Source organism: Pseudomonas sp. efr-133-TYG-103a (assembly GCF_030209235.1).
Taxonomy (GTDB): domain Bacteria; phylum Pseudomonadota; class Gammaproteobacteria; order Pseudomonadales; family Pseudomonadaceae; genus Aquipseudomonas.
In genome coordinates this window covers 1-15,380 of record NZ_JARVSK010000026.1, presented here as the reverse complement: position 1 = coordinate 15,380, position 15,380 = coordinate 1, and the positions used below count along the sequence as shown (strand labels likewise).

General features: G+C 59.4%; 17 protein-coding genes. 5 read left to right on the top strand and 12 right to left on the bottom strand.

The genetic code is table 11. From position 1 onward, the window contains the following. Positions 1 to 4 precede the first annotated feature (4 nt). The 5 genes from flgJ to QRN36_RS20960 all read right to left on the bottom strand — a co-directional run bounded on the left by flgJ (position 5) and on the right by QRN36_RS20960 (position 4,821). Positions 5 to 1,276 (bottom strand): flagellar assembly peptidoglycan hydrolase FlgJ, encoded by a 1,272-nt coding sequence (flgJ, locus tag QRN36_RS20980; RefSeq protein WP_285425828.1) that lies wholly within the window; start codon positions 1,274 to 1,276, stop codon positions 5 to 7. A 10-nt stretch (positions 1,277 to 1,286) separates the two neighbouring features. Then, positions 1,287 to 2,396 (bottom strand): flagellar basal body P-ring protein FlgI, encoded by a 1,110-nt coding sequence (locus QRN36_RS20975; protein ID WP_093459732.1) that lies wholly within the window; start codon positions 2,394 to 2,396, stop codon positions 1,287 to 1,289. 13 nt (positions 2,397 to 2,409) lie between these two features. Continuing rightward, complete coding sequence (flgH, locus tag QRN36_RS20970) at positions 2,410 to 3,123, bottom strand: flagellar basal body L-ring protein FlgH (RefSeq protein WP_285425827.1); 714 nt, start codon at positions 3,121 to 3,123, stop codon at positions 2,410 to 2,412. A 121-nt stretch (positions 3,124 to 3,244) separates the two neighbouring features. Continuing rightward, positions 3,245 to 4,033, bottom strand: a complete 789-nt coding sequence (gene flgG, locus QRN36_RS20965) for a flagellar basal-body rod protein FlgG (protein ID WP_093459735.1) — start codon at positions 4,031 to 4,033, stop codon at positions 3,245 to 3,247. A 47-nt stretch (positions 4,034 to 4,080) separates the two neighbouring features. Continuing rightward, the gene (locus QRN36_RS20960) at positions 4,081 to 4,821 is read right to left on the bottom strand and encodes a flagellar basal body rod protein FlgF (protein WP_285425826.1); all 741 of its coding nucleotides are present in this window, start codon (positions 4,819 to 4,821) and stop codon (positions 4,081 to 4,083) included. A 270-nt stretch (positions 4,822 to 5,091) separates the two neighbouring features. On the opposite strand from QRN36_RS20960, the gene QRN36_RS20955 reads away from it, so the two are divergent. Then, positions 5,092 to 5,271, top strand: a complete 180-nt coding sequence (locus QRN36_RS20955; RefSeq protein ID WP_285425997.1) for a hypothetical protein — start codon at positions 5,092 to 5,094, stop codon at positions 5,269 to 5,271. A gap of 49 nt (positions 5,272 to 5,320) precedes the next feature. Here the strand turns inward: QRN36_RS20955 and QRN36_RS20950 are convergent, their stop codons facing one another. From QRN36_RS20950 to QRN36_RS20920, 7 genes are all read right to left on the bottom strand, one after another. Next, complete coding sequence (locus QRN36_RS20950; RefSeq protein WP_285425825.1) at positions 5,321 to 7,132, bottom strand: flagellar hook protein FlgE; 1,812 nt, start codon at positions 7,130 to 7,132, stop codon at positions 5,321 to 5,323. Between the two features lie 275 nt (positions 7,133 to 7,407). Next, positions 7,408 to 8,733, bottom strand: a complete 1,326-nt coding sequence (flgE, locus tag QRN36_RS20945) for a flagellar hook protein FlgE (protein ID WP_285425824.1) — start codon at positions 8,731 to 8,733, stop codon at positions 7,408 to 7,410. A gap of 28 nt (positions 8,734 to 8,761) precedes the next feature. Next, positions 8,762 to 9,457 carry a flagellar hook assembly protein FlgD gene (gene flgD, locus QRN36_RS20940; RefSeq protein ID WP_285425823.1) on the bottom strand — a complete coding sequence of 232 codons (696 nt, stop codon included), beginning with the start codon at positions 9,455 to 9,457 and terminating at the stop codon, positions 8,762 to 8,764. A gap of 15 nt (positions 9,458 to 9,472) precedes the next feature. Next, entirely contained in the window at positions 9,473 to 9,916 is a 444-nt protein-coding gene (gene flgC, locus QRN36_RS20935) for a flagellar basal body rod protein FlgC (RefSeq protein WP_081568811.1), read from the bottom strand. A gap of 3 nt (positions 9,917 to 9,919) precedes the next feature. Further along, positions 9,920 to 10,327, bottom strand: coding sequence for a flagellar basal body rod protein FlgB (gene flgB / locus QRN36_RS20930; protein WP_093459755.1), 408 nt, complete (start codon positions 10,325 to 10,327; stop codon positions 9,920 to 9,922). 395 nt (positions 10,328 to 10,722) lie between these two features. Further along, entirely contained in the window at positions 10,723 to 11,550 is an 828-nt protein-coding gene (gene cheR / locus QRN36_RS20925) for a protein-glutamate O-methyltransferase CheR (RefSeq protein WP_285425822.1), read from the bottom strand. A 45-nt stretch (positions 11,551 to 11,595) separates the two neighbouring features. After that, positions 11,596 to 12,528 carry a chemotaxis protein CheV gene (locus QRN36_RS20920; protein WP_285425986.1) on the bottom strand — a complete coding sequence of 311 codons (933 nt, stop codon included), beginning with the start codon at positions 12,526 to 12,528 and terminating at the stop codon, positions 11,596 to 11,598. A gap of 77 nt (positions 12,529 to 12,605) precedes the next feature. Between QRN36_RS20920 and flgA the strand changes: the two genes are divergently transcribed. The 4 genes from flgA to QRN36_RS20900 all read left to right on the top strand — a co-directional run bounded on the left by flgA (position 12,606) and on the right by QRN36_RS20900 (position 15,184). Then, positions 12,606 to 13,367 carry a flagellar basal body P-ring formation chaperone FlgA gene (gene flgA / locus QRN36_RS20915; protein WP_177182062.1) on the top strand — a complete coding sequence of 254 codons (762 nt, stop codon included), beginning with the start codon at positions 12,606 to 12,608 and terminating at the stop codon, positions 13,365 to 13,367. 160 nt (positions 13,368 to 13,527) lie between these two features. Next, positions 13,528 to 13,845 (top strand): flagellar biosynthesis anti-sigma factor FlgM, encoded by a 318-nt coding sequence (gene flgM, locus QRN36_RS20910; protein WP_285425821.1) that lies wholly within the window; start codon positions 13,528 to 13,530, stop codon positions 13,843 to 13,845. A 49-nt stretch (positions 13,846 to 13,894) separates the two neighbouring features. Further along, a complete protein-coding gene (locus QRN36_RS20905) occupies positions 13,895 to 14,362 on the top strand; it encodes a flagella synthesis protein FlgN (RefSeq protein WP_285425820.1) in 468 nt (155 codons plus the stop codon). Between the two features lie 81 nt (positions 14,363 to 14,443). Beyond that, positions 14,444 to 15,184 (top strand): flagellar brake protein, encoded by a 741-nt coding sequence (locus QRN36_RS20900; protein ID WP_285425819.1) that lies wholly within the window; start codon positions 14,444 to 14,446, stop codon positions 15,182 to 15,184. The last annotated feature ends 196 nt before the right edge of the window (positions 15,185 to 15,380 follow it).

Here is a 15,380-nt window from a genome sequence, read left to right as displayed (position 1 = left end):
AACCTTATAAAGTCGTGGAAGAGCCCGATGCGGCTGCGTAGTTCTGGTAACTCTTCATCTGTTTCGCTATCTGAGAAATCTTGCTGGCATAGTCCGGGTCCGTGGCGTAACCGGCCTTTTGCAGCTCTTTCACAAACTGTTCCGGGTTATCGGCAGATTTCAGCGTGGCTTGATAGCGATTGTTGTTCTGCAGGAAGCTGACCAGATCGTGGAAGCTGCTGGCGTACGAGTCGTAGGAACGGAAATCCGCCGTTTCCTTGACCATCTTGCCGTCGCGGAACTCACTGGTGATTGCACGGGCTTCCGGACCTTGCCAGCCGGTCTGCGCCTTGATACCGAACAGGTTGTGGCTGCTGCTGCCATCGGACTGACGCATGATCGATTTGCCCCAGCCGGTTTCCAGCGCCGCCTGCGCCACCAGCACGGTCGGGTCGACGCCGATACGCGCGGCAGCATCCTTGGCCAGCGGCAGCATGGTGGCGACGAATTCGTCGGCATTGGCGAACGCCGCCTTGCCGGGCGCCAGCGGGGTCTGAACGCGACTGCGCACGAAGCTGTTGGCCTGGGCACCAAACTCCGGGCCGATGGTCCAGTCGCCGTTGCCCTGGCTGCCGGCGCGCTTGGCGGCTGCCACGGCGTTGGACACGGCAATGCGATTTTTCAGGGTCGTCGCGCTGGTGGCCGCATCCTGACCGGCCGCCGTGTTCGGCACGATGCCAGCCATGATGCGATCGCTGAGCTTGCTCGGCAGCGAGATGCGACGCGAATTGAGCGCCGCGACGTCGTTGTGCACGGCACCGTCAGTGGTCGCTGGCGCCACCGAACGGCTGGCCCACAAAGGACGCTGCGCAACCCGCGTGGCAAGGCCGGTCTGCGCCGGTGCCCCATCGGTTTTCGCGGCGGCATTGAGCTCGCCCGTGGCAGGCGCCACCTGAGCATTTTTGGTTTTGGAGAGCTGACGCATCAGCACGTCCTGCAGGCCGATGCCGCCGCCCTCGCGGGACATGCTGACTGACAGCTGCTGGTCGTACATGTCCTGATACTGGCGGGTCGCGGCCGTGTTCATCGGGTTGTCCTTGGCCAACACTTCGTTGGCCGAACGCATGGCCTTGAGCATCTGGCTGACGAACAGCGACTCGAACTCCTGCGCCACCTTTTTCAGGTTCGCATCACTGTCACGATCGCCGCCGTTCTTCAGGGAGGCCAGGCGATTGAGGTCGGTGTACGCCCCCGAATCGCTGACTGTGCCTGCCGTTGAGCCAGTAGGAATACTCATCGCCCTTCCCTTAAATCACGATCAGATCGGCTTGCAAGGCGCCAGCCTGTTTCAGCGCTTCGAGAATCGCCATCAAGTCGCCAGGTGCCGCGCCGACCTGGTTGACCGCTCGCACAATCTCGTCCAGCGTGGTGCCCGGACCGAATTTGAACATCGGATGCATCTCCTGCTGCGCGTTGATCTTGGAGCGCGGCACCACGGCGGTCTGGCCGTTGGAGAACGCACCCGGCTGGCTGACGACGGGGTCTTCGGTGATGGTCACGGTCAGGCTGCCGTGGGTGACCGCAGCAGGCGAAACCTTGACGTTCTGACCGATGACGATCGTGCCGGTACGCGAGTTGATGATGACTTTGGCCGAGGTCTGACCCGGATCGATTTCCAGGTTTTCCAGCACCGACAGATAGTCGACACGCTGGTTCGGATCCAGAGGCGCCGTCACGCGTACCGAGCCGCCGTCCACAGCCTGTGCAACACCCGGGCCAAGCATGTCGTTGATCTTGTCGACAATGCGTTTGGCCGTGGTGAAGTCGTTGCGGTTGAGGTTCAGCGTCAGGGAATTGCCCTGGTTGAAGCCGCTCGGCACGGCGCGTTCCACCGAAGCACCGCCAGGAATACGACCCGAAGACGGAACGTTGACGGTGATCTTGGAACCGTCACGGCCTTCGGCGTCAAAACCACCGACGACCAGGTTGCCTTGTGCGACCGCATAGACGTTGCCGTCGATACCTTTCATCGGCGTCATCAACAGGCTGCCACCGCGCAGGCTCTTGGAGTTACCGATGGACGACACGGTGATGTCGATCTGCTGACCGGGCTTGGCGAACGGTGGCAGGTCGGCATACACAGCCACCGCTGCGACGTTCTTCAGCTGCACGGTGCCCGAGCCTGCCGGGACCTTGATGCCGAACTGCGACAGCATGTTGTTGAAGGTCTGCAGGGTGAACGGCGTCTGGGTGGTCTGGTCACCCGTACCGTTCAGACCCACCACCAGACCGTAACCGATCAACTGGTTGGTCCGCACGCCCGAGATGCTGGCGATGTCCTTCAGGCGCTCGGCGTGAGCGCCCAGCGCTGCGGTGAACAACAGCGCTGCCGCTATCAGTTGCTTGAACGTGATCATGGCTATCCCGGTATCAGAAAGGGAACAACGGGCTGAGGAAGAATCGGTCGAACCAGCCTGGCTGGCTGGAATCGGCGAAGGCTCCCGTACCGGAATAAGTGATTCGCGCATCGGCCACGCGAGTGGACGAAACGGTGTTGTCAGTGGCGATGTCGTCGGCACGGATGAGGCCTGCAATGCGCACCAGTTCGTCACCGGTATTGAGCGTCATCCACTTCTCGCCGCGCACTGACAGAATGCCGTTGGGCAAGACATCGGCCACCGTCACCGTGACCGAACCGGTCAACGTGTTGCTCTGAGCGGCAGTGCCGGCGCCCTTGGTCGCGCGGTCGCCGCTGTAGCCGGCGTTCAGGCTCAAATCACCACTGCCCAGCGGATTGTTGGTGTTCACGCCAGCGCCAAACAGCGAGGTCAGACCAATGCTGGTGTCGCTGGTCTTGCTGATGCTGGAGTTCGCAGCCTTGCTCGCCGCCATACGCTCGGACAGAGTGATGGTGATGATGTCACCGACCCGGTAAGCCTTGCGATCGCCGTAGAGGTTCTGCTCGAAACCGGCCTGATAGATCGAGCCATTATTGGCCGCCGACGGCAGCGGTGTTCGCGGCAACACAGGCGCGTAATAAGGGTCATTGGGTTTGGCCGAAGGCGCAACGCAACCGGTCAGCAGCGCGATACCGCAAAGCGGTGCTGCGAACAGGGAAAGCCGCAATACAGAAAGCCGTTTCATGACACTTAAAACCTCGCGGTGTAGCAGGCGTTTTTCAGGCGCCCCGTCGGATTGATCAGGTGTTTCGTTGCAGGACATCAGGTGTTTCAGTTTCCGTTCACTTAGTCGCACGCGGGGCGACTTACAGGTTCTGGGTCACGTACTGCAGCATCGAGTCGGCGGTCGAGATCACTTTGGAGTTCATCTCGTAGGCGCGCTGCGTGGTGATCATGTTCACCAGCTCTTCAACGGTGCTGACGTTGGAGTTTTCCAGGGTGTTCTGCTTGACCACACCCAGACCATTCAGGCCCGGCGTTCCCACTTGTGGCGCACCGCTGGAAGCGGTTTCCAGGTACAGGTTGCCGCCTTGCGACTGCAGACCGGCCGGGTTGATGAAGTCCGCAGTCTGGATGTTGCCGATGACCTGTGGGGTCGCGGCATTGGCAGCGGTGGTGACCGACACGGTGCCGTCTTCGCCGACGGTGAAGGTCTGCGAATCCTGTGGCACGACAATCGCCGGCTCCAGTGCGTAACCGCTGGAGGTCACGATCTGGCCGTTCTGGTCCAGGTGAAAGGTACCGTCACGGGTGTACGCCAGGGTGCCGTCAGGCTGACGGATCTGGAAAAAGCCACGACCGTTCACCGCCATGTCCAGCGGCTGGTTGGTGGTTTGCAGGCTGCCGGCAGTGAAGTTTTTCTGCGTGCCGACGATGCGCACACCGGTACCCAGCTGCAGACCGGAAGGCAGCTCGCTGTCCTGAGTGGACTGAGCACCAGGCTGACGCTTGATCTGATAGAGCAGGTCCTGGAATTCGGCGCGATCACTTTTGAAACCGGTGGTCGACACGTTTGCCAGGTTGTTGGAAATGGTCGTCAGGTTCATGTCCTGAGCGGCCAGACCGGTTTTCGCTACATAGAGTGCCGGAAGCATTCGTTAATCTCCTCGAGCGCCTGATTGTCGGCGCAAGCTGTCAGTCATTAGCCCATTTGCAAGACGCGAGCCATCGACTCGTCGTCCTGCTCGGCGGTCTTCATCATCTTGATGTGCAGTTCGAATTGGCGGGACAACGCCAGCACCGAGGTCATTTCCTCGACGGCGTTGACGTTGCTCGACTGCAGGAATCCGGACTCCACTTGCACGTTGGCATCGGCTTGCGCCGGTCTGCCGTCTTTGGTGTGCATCAGACCGTCGGGGCCTTTTTCCATGTTTCCAAGGTCTGGCTTGACCAGCTTGATGCGGTCGATCTGGGCCATGACCTGAGGCGATTCACCCAGGGAGCGAACGCTGATCGTGCCGTCGGCGCCGATCTCGATCTGTTGCTGTGGCGGCACGGCAATCGGCCCGCTGTTGCCCATGACCGGCAAACCATTGCCATCACGCAACACGCCCAAGGCGTCAATGTTCATGCTGGAGGTGCGGGTATAGGCTTCGCCGCCGTCAGGTGTCTGGACCGCCATCCAGCCATCGCCCTTGACGGCAACGTCCAGTTCGCGGCCGGTATCGATCATCGAACCCTGACTGAAGTCGGTGCCCGGGCGCTCGCTCATCGCATAGGCGCGCGACGGCATGACCTCGCCAAACACCGGCATCGAGCGGGCCTGTTCAAGGTCACGCTGAAACCCGTTGGTCGAGACGTTCGCCAGGTTGTTGGCATGCGCCTTTTGCGCGATGGCGTTTTCTGACGCACCGCTCATGGCCACGTAAAGCAACTTGTCCACAGTCTTCCTCCTCCGACAGACGCTTGCCGCCTGTAGCTGTACTGCTGTGGTCATAGCAATAATCGAACCAGTTTTTCGGATGCGCTACAAACGGCTGATTTTCCAGCAGTTACGGGCTGAAAAACCCACGCAGGCCCGCGCGAGGAATCCTGCGCGACGGCGGACCGCCGCTTTCCGTAAAATCCCGGTCGGCGGACGCCAAAAAACCTTCACGAGGAGCGATAATTGCAGCGCTTTGCTCACCGGCCTTTTCGCCAACAGGAAACTGTCATGCGTTTGCGTTTCGCCCTGCTCTTTTCCCTCGCTGCCGGCTCGACTGTGGTCATGGCGGCACAAGCGCCCTATTACCTGTGGCAAGGCAAGGACCGGACGGTCTGTGCGCAGACCAGCCCCGGCAAGGGCTGGACCCGTGTGAGCAACGCGTTCGTCAAGGCCGACTGCTCGATCTGACGCCAGGGACCCAAGCCGCACGACGGCGTCGGCCCGCGCGCAACCGGCTTCAGGTGGCGCGAATCAGCGTCTGCATCAATTCAGCCTCGGTGGACAGCGTCTTGGAGTTGGCCTGATACGCCGTCTGCGCCTGAATCAGCTCCACCAGTTCGTGGGTCAGCGCAACGTTCGAGCCTTCCAGCGAGTGGCTGACGATCGTGCCGAGCGTGCCGATCCCCGGCGTCTCGAAATTGGCGACGCCGGATCCGTGGGTCTCCACCCAGCGCGTGTCGCTGACCGGCTGCAGGCCCTGCTCGTTGGCAAAACTGGCGAGCATGATCTGGCCGATGTTGCGCCGCACACCGTTACTGAAACCCATGCTCATCATGCCGTTTCTGTCGATGGACAGATTGGTGGCCTCGCCTGCGCTGTGGCCGTCGACCACCACGCCGGAACTGCCCGTTTCACCCCGGTGCTGGCTCAGCTTGCCGAAGTCCAGAACGATACCGTCCGCGTTGCCCACTGCGCCGTTGCTGACCCAGCGACCGTCCGGCTTGTTGTTGACCAGAGGCTTGGCCGGCACCCAGCCATTAAGCGTCAATTGGTTGTTGTCCGCCGACAGGCCCGGGCCGCCGAGCAGCGAGCGCAGCGAACCGTCGGCGCTGAACAGCATGCTGGCCGTCAACGCCTCGGTGCTGTCGGGATTTTGCGGATTGCGCCCATCGACCAGCAGGTGCATTTTCCAGCTGTTGCTGCCGTCCTTGACGAAGTACTGAGTGATCTCGTGGCGATTGCCCAGGCTGTCGAAGATGCCATTGGTGAACGCCTTGTTGTAGGTGGAAATGTCGGACCGGTCGAATGCCGGGACCGCTCGCGGCATCAGCGCATCGGCCGGGTCGAGAAACGGGCCGCCGGCATCCGCCAACGGCAGCGCAACCGAGAGCGGACCCGCCGCAGGGCTCGGTGTCCAGCGCCCGTTGACCTGAATCGCCGGCTGCCACCTGTGCAACGACAGTTCGGTGTCGGAAACCACTTTGACCGCTGCGTCGACTCCGGTCAGGGAAAGGTTGCCTGCCGCCGAAGTCTGCAGTCCGATTTCCAGCGGCGTCGTGCTGTAGGGATCCAGCGGACTGACGCCGTCCACCAGAATGTACGAGGTCCAGTTGTTGTCTGCGGTTTTGACGAAGTACTGCTTGAGTTCGTGGTCCTGAGGCGGGACCGCTGGCTTGGCCGGCACCTGAACATACTGATTACCGTTGGCATCGGTGCCCAGCACTTCCTTGACGGCAGGCACGCCGGCGTCCTGAATCGTCAGGCTCGACACGCGGGTGTAGGTCTGCGGATTACCGGGATCGAACGCCGGCAGCACATCCAGCGACGCGGCCGCTGAATCCAGCACCAGAGTCTGTTCCACCTTGCCGGTGGCTTTGGGCGCCATGCTCGCCGTGTCGATTTTCAGGTCGCTGCGCACTCCGCTGATCACCTTGCCATCCGGCGTCACGGCGTAACCCTGCAAGCGGCTGCCGTGAGTATCGACGACGAAGTTTTCGGCATCTTTGAGGAAGGCGCCCGCGCGGGTGTAGCTGGTGGCGCCGCCGTCGCTCATGACGAAAAATCCCTTGCCCTGAATGCGCATGTCGAGCGCCCTGCTCTGGCCTGCCATTGCGTCACCGGGCTTGAAGTTCTGCGAGATGCCGGCCACGCGCACGCCATCGCCACTGGCGGAGCGGCTGGCGCCGAGGGAAGACGAGGAGTAGACGGCAGAGAATTCCGCTCGCGAAGATTTGAAGCCGGCGGTGCCGACGTTGGCGATGTTATTGCCCGCCACTTCCATGCGCGTGTGCGCCGCATGCAAACCGGACACTGCGATATTGAATGACATGAACACTCCCTGAGTCGTGTTGAACGACACGCTCGTCAATGCATTGAATGTGCGCAGACAAACCGATGCCGCTGTGCAGCCAGACGGCAGTCTTCAACGGTATTGGTTTGCCAGCGATTCGAGTCTCGCATTAACGAAAGTAGGAATTTTCTAGTTAATCAGTGGGACCGCTCTCCATGTTTTAAGCGCCCTTCAAAGGGCAGCAACAGGCATACGGCAGGCAAAAAAAAGCCCCTCCGAAGAGGGGCTTGAGTACCGCAATCAATCGACCGTTATCAGGTCATCTGAATCGTGGTCTGCATGATGGTGCTTTCAGTCGAGATGGTTTTCGCATTCGCCTGATAGTTACTTTGTGCCTTGATCAGTTCAACCAGTTGGCCGGTCAGGTCGACGTTGGATTCTTCCAGCGCAGAACCGGTAATGTTTCCCAGCGTACCCGACTCTGGAGCACCGGTGACCGGAATGCCCGAAGCGTACGTTTCGCGCCACATGGTACCGCCCGCCGGGGCCAGGCCCTGGACGTTGGCGAATGTGGTCAGCGCCACCTGGCCGATCACGCGGGATTCGCCGTTGGTGTAGGTGGCGAACAGGTTGCCGCTGGAGTCGACGTTCATGGCGCTGATCTGGCCGGTGTAGTTACCGTCCTGGCTCTTCGAAATCGCGCCTGCCGCAGCGTTGGTCTGAGTGGTCGCCAGCATGTTCAGTTTCATGTCCACCTGGGCAGCGCCGTTCTCGACCCACGTCGTGGTCGAACCTACGGTTTTGCTCTGGGCAGGCTGCCAGTCCTGAATCGTGAACGTACCGTCGGCGTTAACCGTCACACCGGCCGTGGAAACCGGCGCAGGCGTGGTGATCAGGTTGCCCGACTCGTCGAACTTCAGCTGAGTCTGATCCGCAGCAACAGCCGGCTCGGTGGTCGGATCGGACATGTTGCGACCGTCGATCAGGGTGTACATGGTCCAGGAGTTCGTGTCTGTCTTGCGGAAATACTGGGACAGGGTGTGCGCGTTACCCTGGCTGTCGTAGATCGGCGTGCTGTAAGTCGAGGTGTAAGTGGTGGTGTCCGCCGGATCGAACGCCGCGCCGGTGTTGATCGGCTCGGACGAGTTCAGGTTCGACTTGATGGTGATGTTGGCGGTGGTTTTCGGCGCCATGTTCGACGTGTCGACCTTGAGGTTGGTCAAAACGCCGGTCATCACGTTGCCATTGGCATCAACGCCATAACCCTGCAGGTTATTGCCGTTGGTATCGATGATGTTGCCGGCCGAGTCGGTGTGGAAGTTACCGGCGCGGGTGTACAGCTTCTCGCCGTTGTTGCTCATCATGAAGAAGCCGTTACCGTTGATCGCCAGGTCCAGATCGCGACCGGTGCCGGTAGTCAGAGAACCCTGAGTGAAGTTCTGAGTGACCGCTGCGGTATAAACACCGCTGCCAACGTTGGTGCCACCGGAAGTTCCACGAATGGATTGCGCGTACTGGTCGGCAAACTCCGCACGGGAAGATTTGAAGCCGACAGTCGCAACGTTGGCAATGTTGTTGCCCGTGACGTCGAGACTTTTGTTCGCTGCGTAGAGCCCACTAAGACCGATATTGAAAGACATATTTAACTCCTGCGCCGTCTAGTCGGCTCTAGATTCCGATTTGTTGAACTTTGGACAAGGCAATGTTGGTGCCGTCGGCCAGGTTGAGGGTCATTGCGCTGCCTGCCGTCCCCATGGTGACACTGGTCACCGTTGCAGGCAGGTAAGTGCTCAAGCCAGTGTTCTTGCCATCCAGGCTGCCGGTCGCCTTGAAGCTGTAATTGCCGGTGGCCAGTGTCTGACCTGCTTCGTCCTTGCCGTCCCAGGTGAAGCTGGCGTTGCCGGCTTTCTGCTCACCCAGATCGATCGTGCGCACGACGGTGCCGGTGCTGTCGTAGATGTTGACCGAAGTCGCCGTGCTGGTCGAAGGCACTACGACCGAACCGGTCATGCCTTTGGTGGTATCGACGTGGGTCGAACCGGTGTCGGCGATCACCGAGCGGCCGACCAGCGAAGACGCCTGCAACGCTTGCGAGGACTGATACATGCCACCGATCGCGTCGACCGAGGTGCTCAGGTTCTGCATGGTTTCCAGGCTGCTGAACTGCGCCAGTTGCGCCACGAACTCACTGTTGTCCTGAGGATCGAGCGGGTTCTGGTTCTGCATCTGCGTGACCAGCAATTGCAGGAACGAATCCTTGCCCAGCGTGCTTGCGCCGGTGCTGCTGTCGCCTGCCTTGCCGGAGGTGACGGTCTGCAGCGACTTGATGTAATCGCTGCTGGAGGTGTCGTTAGTAACGGTCATTGCATGAGCCCCTTATCACTGACCAAGGGTCAGGACTTTCTGCATCATTGTTTTAGCGGTGTTCATGATTTCCGCGTTGGTCTGGAACGAACGGCTGGCCGAGATCATGTCTGCCATTTCATTGACGACGTTGACGTTCGGGTAGTAGACGTAACCGTTCTTGTCGGCGGCCGGATGGTTTGGCTCGTAACGTGCTTCCAGGTTGGAAGCGTCTTCGACGATCCCGGAAACCTGAACACCGGTGCCGGCCTGGCCCTGGTCTTCGAACAGCGACGCGCTGCCGCCGGACTCCTGGCCCTGGAAGACCGTCGCGAACACCGGGTGACGGGCGCGGTAGGTCTTGTCCAGACTCGAGGACACGGTTTCGGCGTTGGCGATGTTACTGGCCACGGTGTTGAGGCGAGTGTTCTGAGCACTCATGCCGCTACCGGCAATATTGAAAACACTGGATAGAGACATGAATTACTCTCCGCGCAGGGCCGATACCAGCCCTTTGAACTTACTGTTGAGCAACGTGAAACTGGCCTGAAAACCAATGGCGTTTTCGGCGTAGTTGGCATTTTCGACCTGAGCATCGACGGTGTTCTGGTCCAGCGACGGCTGCGACGGCGTGCGGTACAGCAGGCTCGCGTCGCTGTCGGTCAGGCCTTCGGCTTCGATATGACGGTTGTTGGTCATGTTCAGGGCGAAGGTGCCTTTGTTGGCCTTGTCGCTTTCAGCGGCCAACACCTTGGAGAAATCCAGGTCGCGCGCCTTGTAGTTCGGCGTGTCGGCGTTGGTGATGTTGTTGGCCAGCACTTCGGCACGTTGAGCGCGGAAGTTCAGCGCCTTTTCGTGAATGCCCAGTGCGTTGTCAAAGCTGATGCTCATGTCGGGAACCTTTACCGGTTGACCAGATGTTCGTGACACAGAGATAGCAAGTGCCGTGCCAGATTCGCAAAGCGCCGTATTTCGGGGGCTGCAGGGGATGTCGATGGCGGAGATGCCAGAAAAGCGGCAAGCGATTTCCGCTGATGGCGAGGAAAGCGGCAAGGCAGGTGCCGTTTTTTTGCCGCTGAGGTGATGCCTGGGCCGACGAGGGCAGGAAGATCAAAAACAAGCGCACAAGCGACTTGCTTCACCGCTTTTGATTCGGCCGAAGGCGCAGGAGCGCGCTTACTCTGGGCCGCATCGGACGATCTGCCCCGACACCGCCAGAATCAACACCCCAGAAAAACAAAAACCCCGACCAGGCGGGGTTTTCATCGAATCAAAATCGCAGCCCGTCACTTGGCCTGATAAATGATCCCGGGGCTACACTGCACCATCTGATAATGATCCGGCAAACCGTTCAGCGCTTCCGACGCGCCAAGGAACAGATAACCGCCCGGCTTCAGCGTCGCATGAATGCGCAGCAAAATGTCCTTCTTTACCTCTGCCGAAAAGTAGATCAGCACGTTACGGCAGAACACAATGTCGAACTTGCCCAGCGCCGCATAACTGTCCAGCAGGTTGAACGACCGAAACTCCACTCGACTCTTGATCGGCGCCTTGACGGTCCAGCGCCCGGGCGTCTTCTGATCGAAATAACGCTGCAGACGATCAGGCGACAGCCCGCGACCGATCGCCAGACTGTCGTACTCCCCCGTCTTGCAGTTGTTCAGCATGCTCCCGGACAGATCCGTCGCGACAATCTGCACACCCGACTTCAAGTGCCCCGGATTGCTGCGCTCGAACTCATCGATCGACATCGACAGCGAATATGGCTCCTGCCCCGACGAACAGGCCGCCGACCAGATGCGCAGGCGCTGACCGGGGCTCGCCTTGATCTGCTCAGGCAAGACCTTGCTCTTGAGCACCTCGAACGGATATGTATCGCGAAACCACAGGGTTTCGTTGGTCGTCATCGCATCCACGACCTGTTCGCGCAGTCCGCTGCGCGGCTGGGTCTGGATTCGCTGGATGAGCTCGCCCAGCGACTTGATGCCCTGCTGTTCCATCAACTTGTTGAGCCGACTGGACACCAGGTACTGTTTATTTTCACCCAGCAAGATGCCACAGGCTTTTTCCAGGAAGACCCGGAACTGTTCAAAATCCAAATTACCTGTAGACATGCCGCCTCTCAAATCATGTGAACAGCAAGGAGGGAGGTTCCCTCCTCAGCTGATATCTGCCGCCCTGATACGATCTACCACTCTAGCTGCCAGATCGTCCGGCCGAAACTTGGCCAAGAAATCGTCCGCTCCGACCTTCTTCACCATTGCCTGGTTGAAAACGCCAGACAACGATGTATGCAAGATGATGTGCAGCTTCTGCATGCGCGGATCACTGCGGATCTCGGCAGTCAGGGTATAGCCATCCATTTCCGGCATTTCAATGTCGGAGATCATCATCAGGAATTCTTCTTCCGGTTTTTTCCCTTCGTCCACCAGCTTGCGCAAAAACTCCAGCGCCTGACGACCATCATTGAGCGCGGTCACTTCCACGCCAACGGTCTGCAGGCAACGCGTGACCTGCTTGCGCGCCACCGACGAGTCATCGACCGTCAGCACACGCAGGGACAACGCCTTGTGCTGCACTTCTTCGGTCACGACGCCGGCGGAAATGTTTTCTGAAACCGGCGCCACTTCGGCGAGGATTTTCTCCACGTCGATGATTTCGACCAACTGGTTGTCGATCCGCGTCACTGCCGTCAGGTAGTGGTCGCGACCGGTTCCCTTGGGTGGTGGATGAATGTCTTCCCAGTTCATGTTGACGATACGTTCGACCGAGTGCACCAGAAAACCCTGAATCTTGGTGTTGTATTCGGTGATGATCACGAACGCATTATCGATATTGCCCAGCGCTGTCGAACCGGTCGCCATCGCCAGATCGAGGATGGGAATGGTCCCGCCCCGAATATTTGCCACTCCGCGCACAATCGGACTGGATTTGGGCATGTGGGTAAGTTTTGGGCACTGAAGCACCTCTTTTACCTTGAACACGTTGATCCCATACAACTGCTTGCCGTCCAGCCGGAACAACAACAGTTCAAGGCGGTTCTGCCCTACCAGTTGAGTGCGCTGGTTAACTGAATCCAAAACACCAGCCATGCACTGCTCCTCCCCAAATCGACCAATTGCGCGTTGCTGGATCAGCATACGGCACGGGCCTTGCTATTTACCCAATCATGAACAGACAAATGACAGTATCCCGACGCCTCGCCACTGCAACCCGCAGCTTTTTCTGCGTGCTGGCTGCCGTGTGTCTGCTTGGCACCGCCGGCCTGAGCCGTGCGGACAATGTGACGCTGCCTGAACAACTTATCGGCGTCACCCAGGGCTTTCTTGAATTCACCGTTGAAGACTATCTGGCCACCAGCCAAACCGCAGGCCGTTATGAAATCGAAGTCAAACAACTGGATCCGCGCCTGCGTATGCCGCACTGCGACAAGGATTTGACAGCCACCCTGGAAAGCCCCGCGCAGCCCATTGGCCGCGTCACAGTCAAGCTGCGTTGCGAAGGCAGTGCTCCATGGACGGTGTTCGTGCCTGCCCAGGTACATCTTTATCGCAATGTCGTGACCGTGGTCCGGCCGATGAAGCGCGATGCGATCGTTGCCGAAGGCGATGTGGCGATGCGCGAACGCGACGTGGGCTTGCTGGGTCAGGGTTTCCTGGATTCGGTGGATCAGGCGATCGGGCAGAAACTTGTCCGACCAACGGTCATCGATCAGATTCTGACGCCCGTCCATCTGGAACAGCCGCAAATGGTCCGCAAGGGTGATCAGGTCGTCATCAGCGCACGCAGTGGTTCGATGAGCGTGCGCATGCCTGGCGAGGCACTGTCGGCAGGCGGTCTGAACGAGCAAATACGGGTGAAAAACCTTAATTCTCAACGCGTGATCAAGGCCAACATCGTCGCCCCCGGGCAGGTCGAGGTGCCTATGTAAAGGGTCGTAACCTCTGGCGCAACGCTTGCGCTTTTCCTACACTCGGAACCGTCATGTCCTATGCGAAGTCTATTCGAGACTGTTTTCGCACTGGCCCTAAAGTTATACCGGGTTTGGCCGAAACCAAGGCAAGCGTCCTAGAACCCAGAGGTTTTCAATCATGGTCATCGACTTCAGTCGTTTGAATAGCTCCACTGCCGTTGGGGGTACGACACGTACCTCCGGCACGAAAGAAGCCAGCAAAACCGAAGCTCCGGCTGCGGTGAGCACTTCGACGAGCGTGAACGGTAGCGGTGAGGCAGTACATTTGAGCAGTGAAGCTCAACAGTTGCAGAAGATCACTGATTCGTTGCGTGATCAGCCAGTCGTCAACAGCAGCCGCGTGGCTGAGTTGAAGGCGGCGATCGCCGACGGCAGTTACAAGGTCGACAGCAACCGTGTTGCGAACAAACTGCTTAATTTCGAAGCCCAGCGCTAGCCCCCGGTCTGCGCAGGGGCTTCTGGACGCTTAAATCCCAGGGCATGCGATGCAAGACACTACTTTGCTTCAACTGATCACGGACGATATTGCGCCGACCCGGCATCTGCTGGAGATCCTGAAGGCCGAGTCACTGGCGCTTCATGGCCGCAATATGGTCGAAATGGAACACATCCTGGCGCAGAAACAGGCGCTGGTGATTGTCCTTGAGCAGCACGGACGCAGACGCACCCAACTGATGACGAGCCTGGGCCTGCCCGCCAATCGTGCGGGACTGGAAGAAGTGGCGAAGCATTCTTCGGTTGGCGAAGCGTTGTTGAAGTCAAGCGACGAACTCAGCGCGCTGATGAGCGAATGTCAGGCGGCCAACGAGCAGAACGGCAGCCTCATTCAGTTGCAGCAGCTCACGACGGCGCAGCAGCTGCGAATCCTCAATGGTGGCGACACGCCGACGCTGTACGACAGCCGGGGTTCGACGTCCGGCAGAGCCAGACCACGTCCGCTTAGCCAGGCGTAAGTTCTTGTATCAAGGCGCGCGACATGATGGCAAAATGCCTCGCGTCGCACGCTGTCGTTTTTTGCCTGGAGATGGAAAACCGTGAATGCCTTAAGCGCGGAAGATGTTCCGCAGCCCCCAAAGGTACTGACCACGCCTTTGGAAATTGCCGCTAACCTGCGGCTTCTGATGGAAAGCCATGATCCGCTGATCATCACTTTTCACGAGCGTAGCCAACGTTTCCAGAGTTATGTGACCGACGTTGACCGTGACAGCAACGAAATCACGCTGGATGAAATGATCCCGCGCGATGGAGAGCGCTTTCTGGCCAACGGCGAGGCATTCCGGGTCGAAGGCTTCCATGATGGCGTGCGTATCGCCTGGGAAGTCAAAGCGAAGATGGACGTCATCGATGATCCGCGCTGCTATCGCGGACCGATGCCTGAAGAAGTCGTTTATCACCAGCGCCGCAATGCCTTCCGTGCGGCCCTGAAGCTGGCGTCGCTGGTCGACATCGAAATCGGTGGCGACAAGCTGAAGTCGCCGCTGCGCGGCAAACTGCTCGACATCTCCGCGACCGGCTGCAAGCTGCGCTTCGAAGGCGATGTTTCTGAACGCATGCAACTGGGGCAAGTCTACGAGCGCTTCGTCGCTCACCTGCCCTTTGGCGCCATGACCACGCCGGTGGAGCTGCGTTACCTGCACTTCGAAGAGAAGATCAACACCACTTTTGCCGGTGTGCGCTTCCACAACATGAGTGGACTGGTGCAGCGTCAGGTCGAACGTTTCGTTTACCAGCTGCAGCGCGAAGCCCGTCGCTTCGACAAAGACGACGACTTCTGATTCAACCGGCCAGCGGGCGCTTGCGGCAAGCGCCTGCCCCTACCGATCACAACCCCACCACCGGTCCCGCACTGCGCCGCAGCGATTGCGGCGACTGTCCATACCCCCGCATCAACGCCCCCGCATGCCTTCGCGTCAGCCTTCGCGAGCAAGCTCGCTTGTATGGTAGGACTCGAAGGGGTGGGTGGGACCTAAA

Coding starts and splice junctions, on each gene's coding strand:
- flgJ (WP_285425828.1), bottom strand. CDS start 1,276: ATGAGTATTCCTACTGGCTCAACGGCAGGCACAGTCAGCGATTCGGGG.
- QRN36_RS20975 (WP_093459732.1), bottom strand. CDS start 2,396: ATGATCACGTTCAAGCAACTGATAGCGGCAGCGCTGTTGTTCACCGCA.
- flgH (WP_285425827.1), bottom strand. CDS start 3,123: ATGAAACGGCTTTCTGTATTGCGGCTTTCCCTGTTCGCAGCACCGCTT.
- flgG (WP_093459735.1), bottom strand. CDS start 4,033: ATGCTTCCGGCACTCTATGTAGCGAAAACCGGTCTGGCCGCTCAGGAC.
- QRN36_RS20955 (WP_285425997.1), top strand. CDS start 5,092: ATGCGTTTGCGTTTCGCCCTGCTCTTTTCCCTCGCTGCCGGCTCGACT.
- QRN36_RS20950 (WP_285425825.1), bottom strand. CDS start 7,132: ATGTCATTCAATATCGCAGTGTCCGGTTTGCATGCGGCGCACACGCGC.
- flgE (WP_285425824.1), bottom strand. CDS start 8,733: ATGTCTTTCAATATCGGTCTTAGTGGGCTCTACGCAGCGAACAAAAGT.
- flgD (WP_285425823.1), bottom strand. CDS start 9,457: ATGACCGTTACTAACGACACCTCCAGCAGCGATTACATCAAGTCGCTG.
- flgC (WP_081568811.1), bottom strand. CDS start 9,916: ATGTCTCTATCCAGTGTTTTCAATATTGCCGGTAGCGGCATGAGTGCT.
- flgB (WP_093459755.1), bottom strand. CDS start 10,327: ATGAGCATCAGCTTTGACAACGCACTGGGCATTCACGAAAAGGCGCTG.
- cheR (WP_285425822.1), bottom strand. CDS start 11,550: ATGTCTACAGGTAATTTGGATTTTGAACAGTTCCGGGTCTTCCTGGAA.
- QRN36_RS20920 (WP_285425986.1), bottom strand. CDS start 12,528: ATGGCTGGTGTTTTGGATTCAGTTAACCAGCGCACTCAACTGGTAGGG.
- flgA (WP_177182062.1), top strand. CDS start 12,606: ATGAACAGACAAATGACAGTATCCCGACGCCTCGCCACTGCAACCCGC.
- flgM (WP_285425821.1), top strand. CDS start 13,528: ATGGTCATCGACTTCAGTCGTTTGAATAGCTCCACTGCCGTTGGGGGT.
- QRN36_RS20905 (WP_285425820.1), top strand. CDS start 13,895: ATGCAAGACACTACTTTGCTTCAACTGATCACGGACGATATTGCGCCG.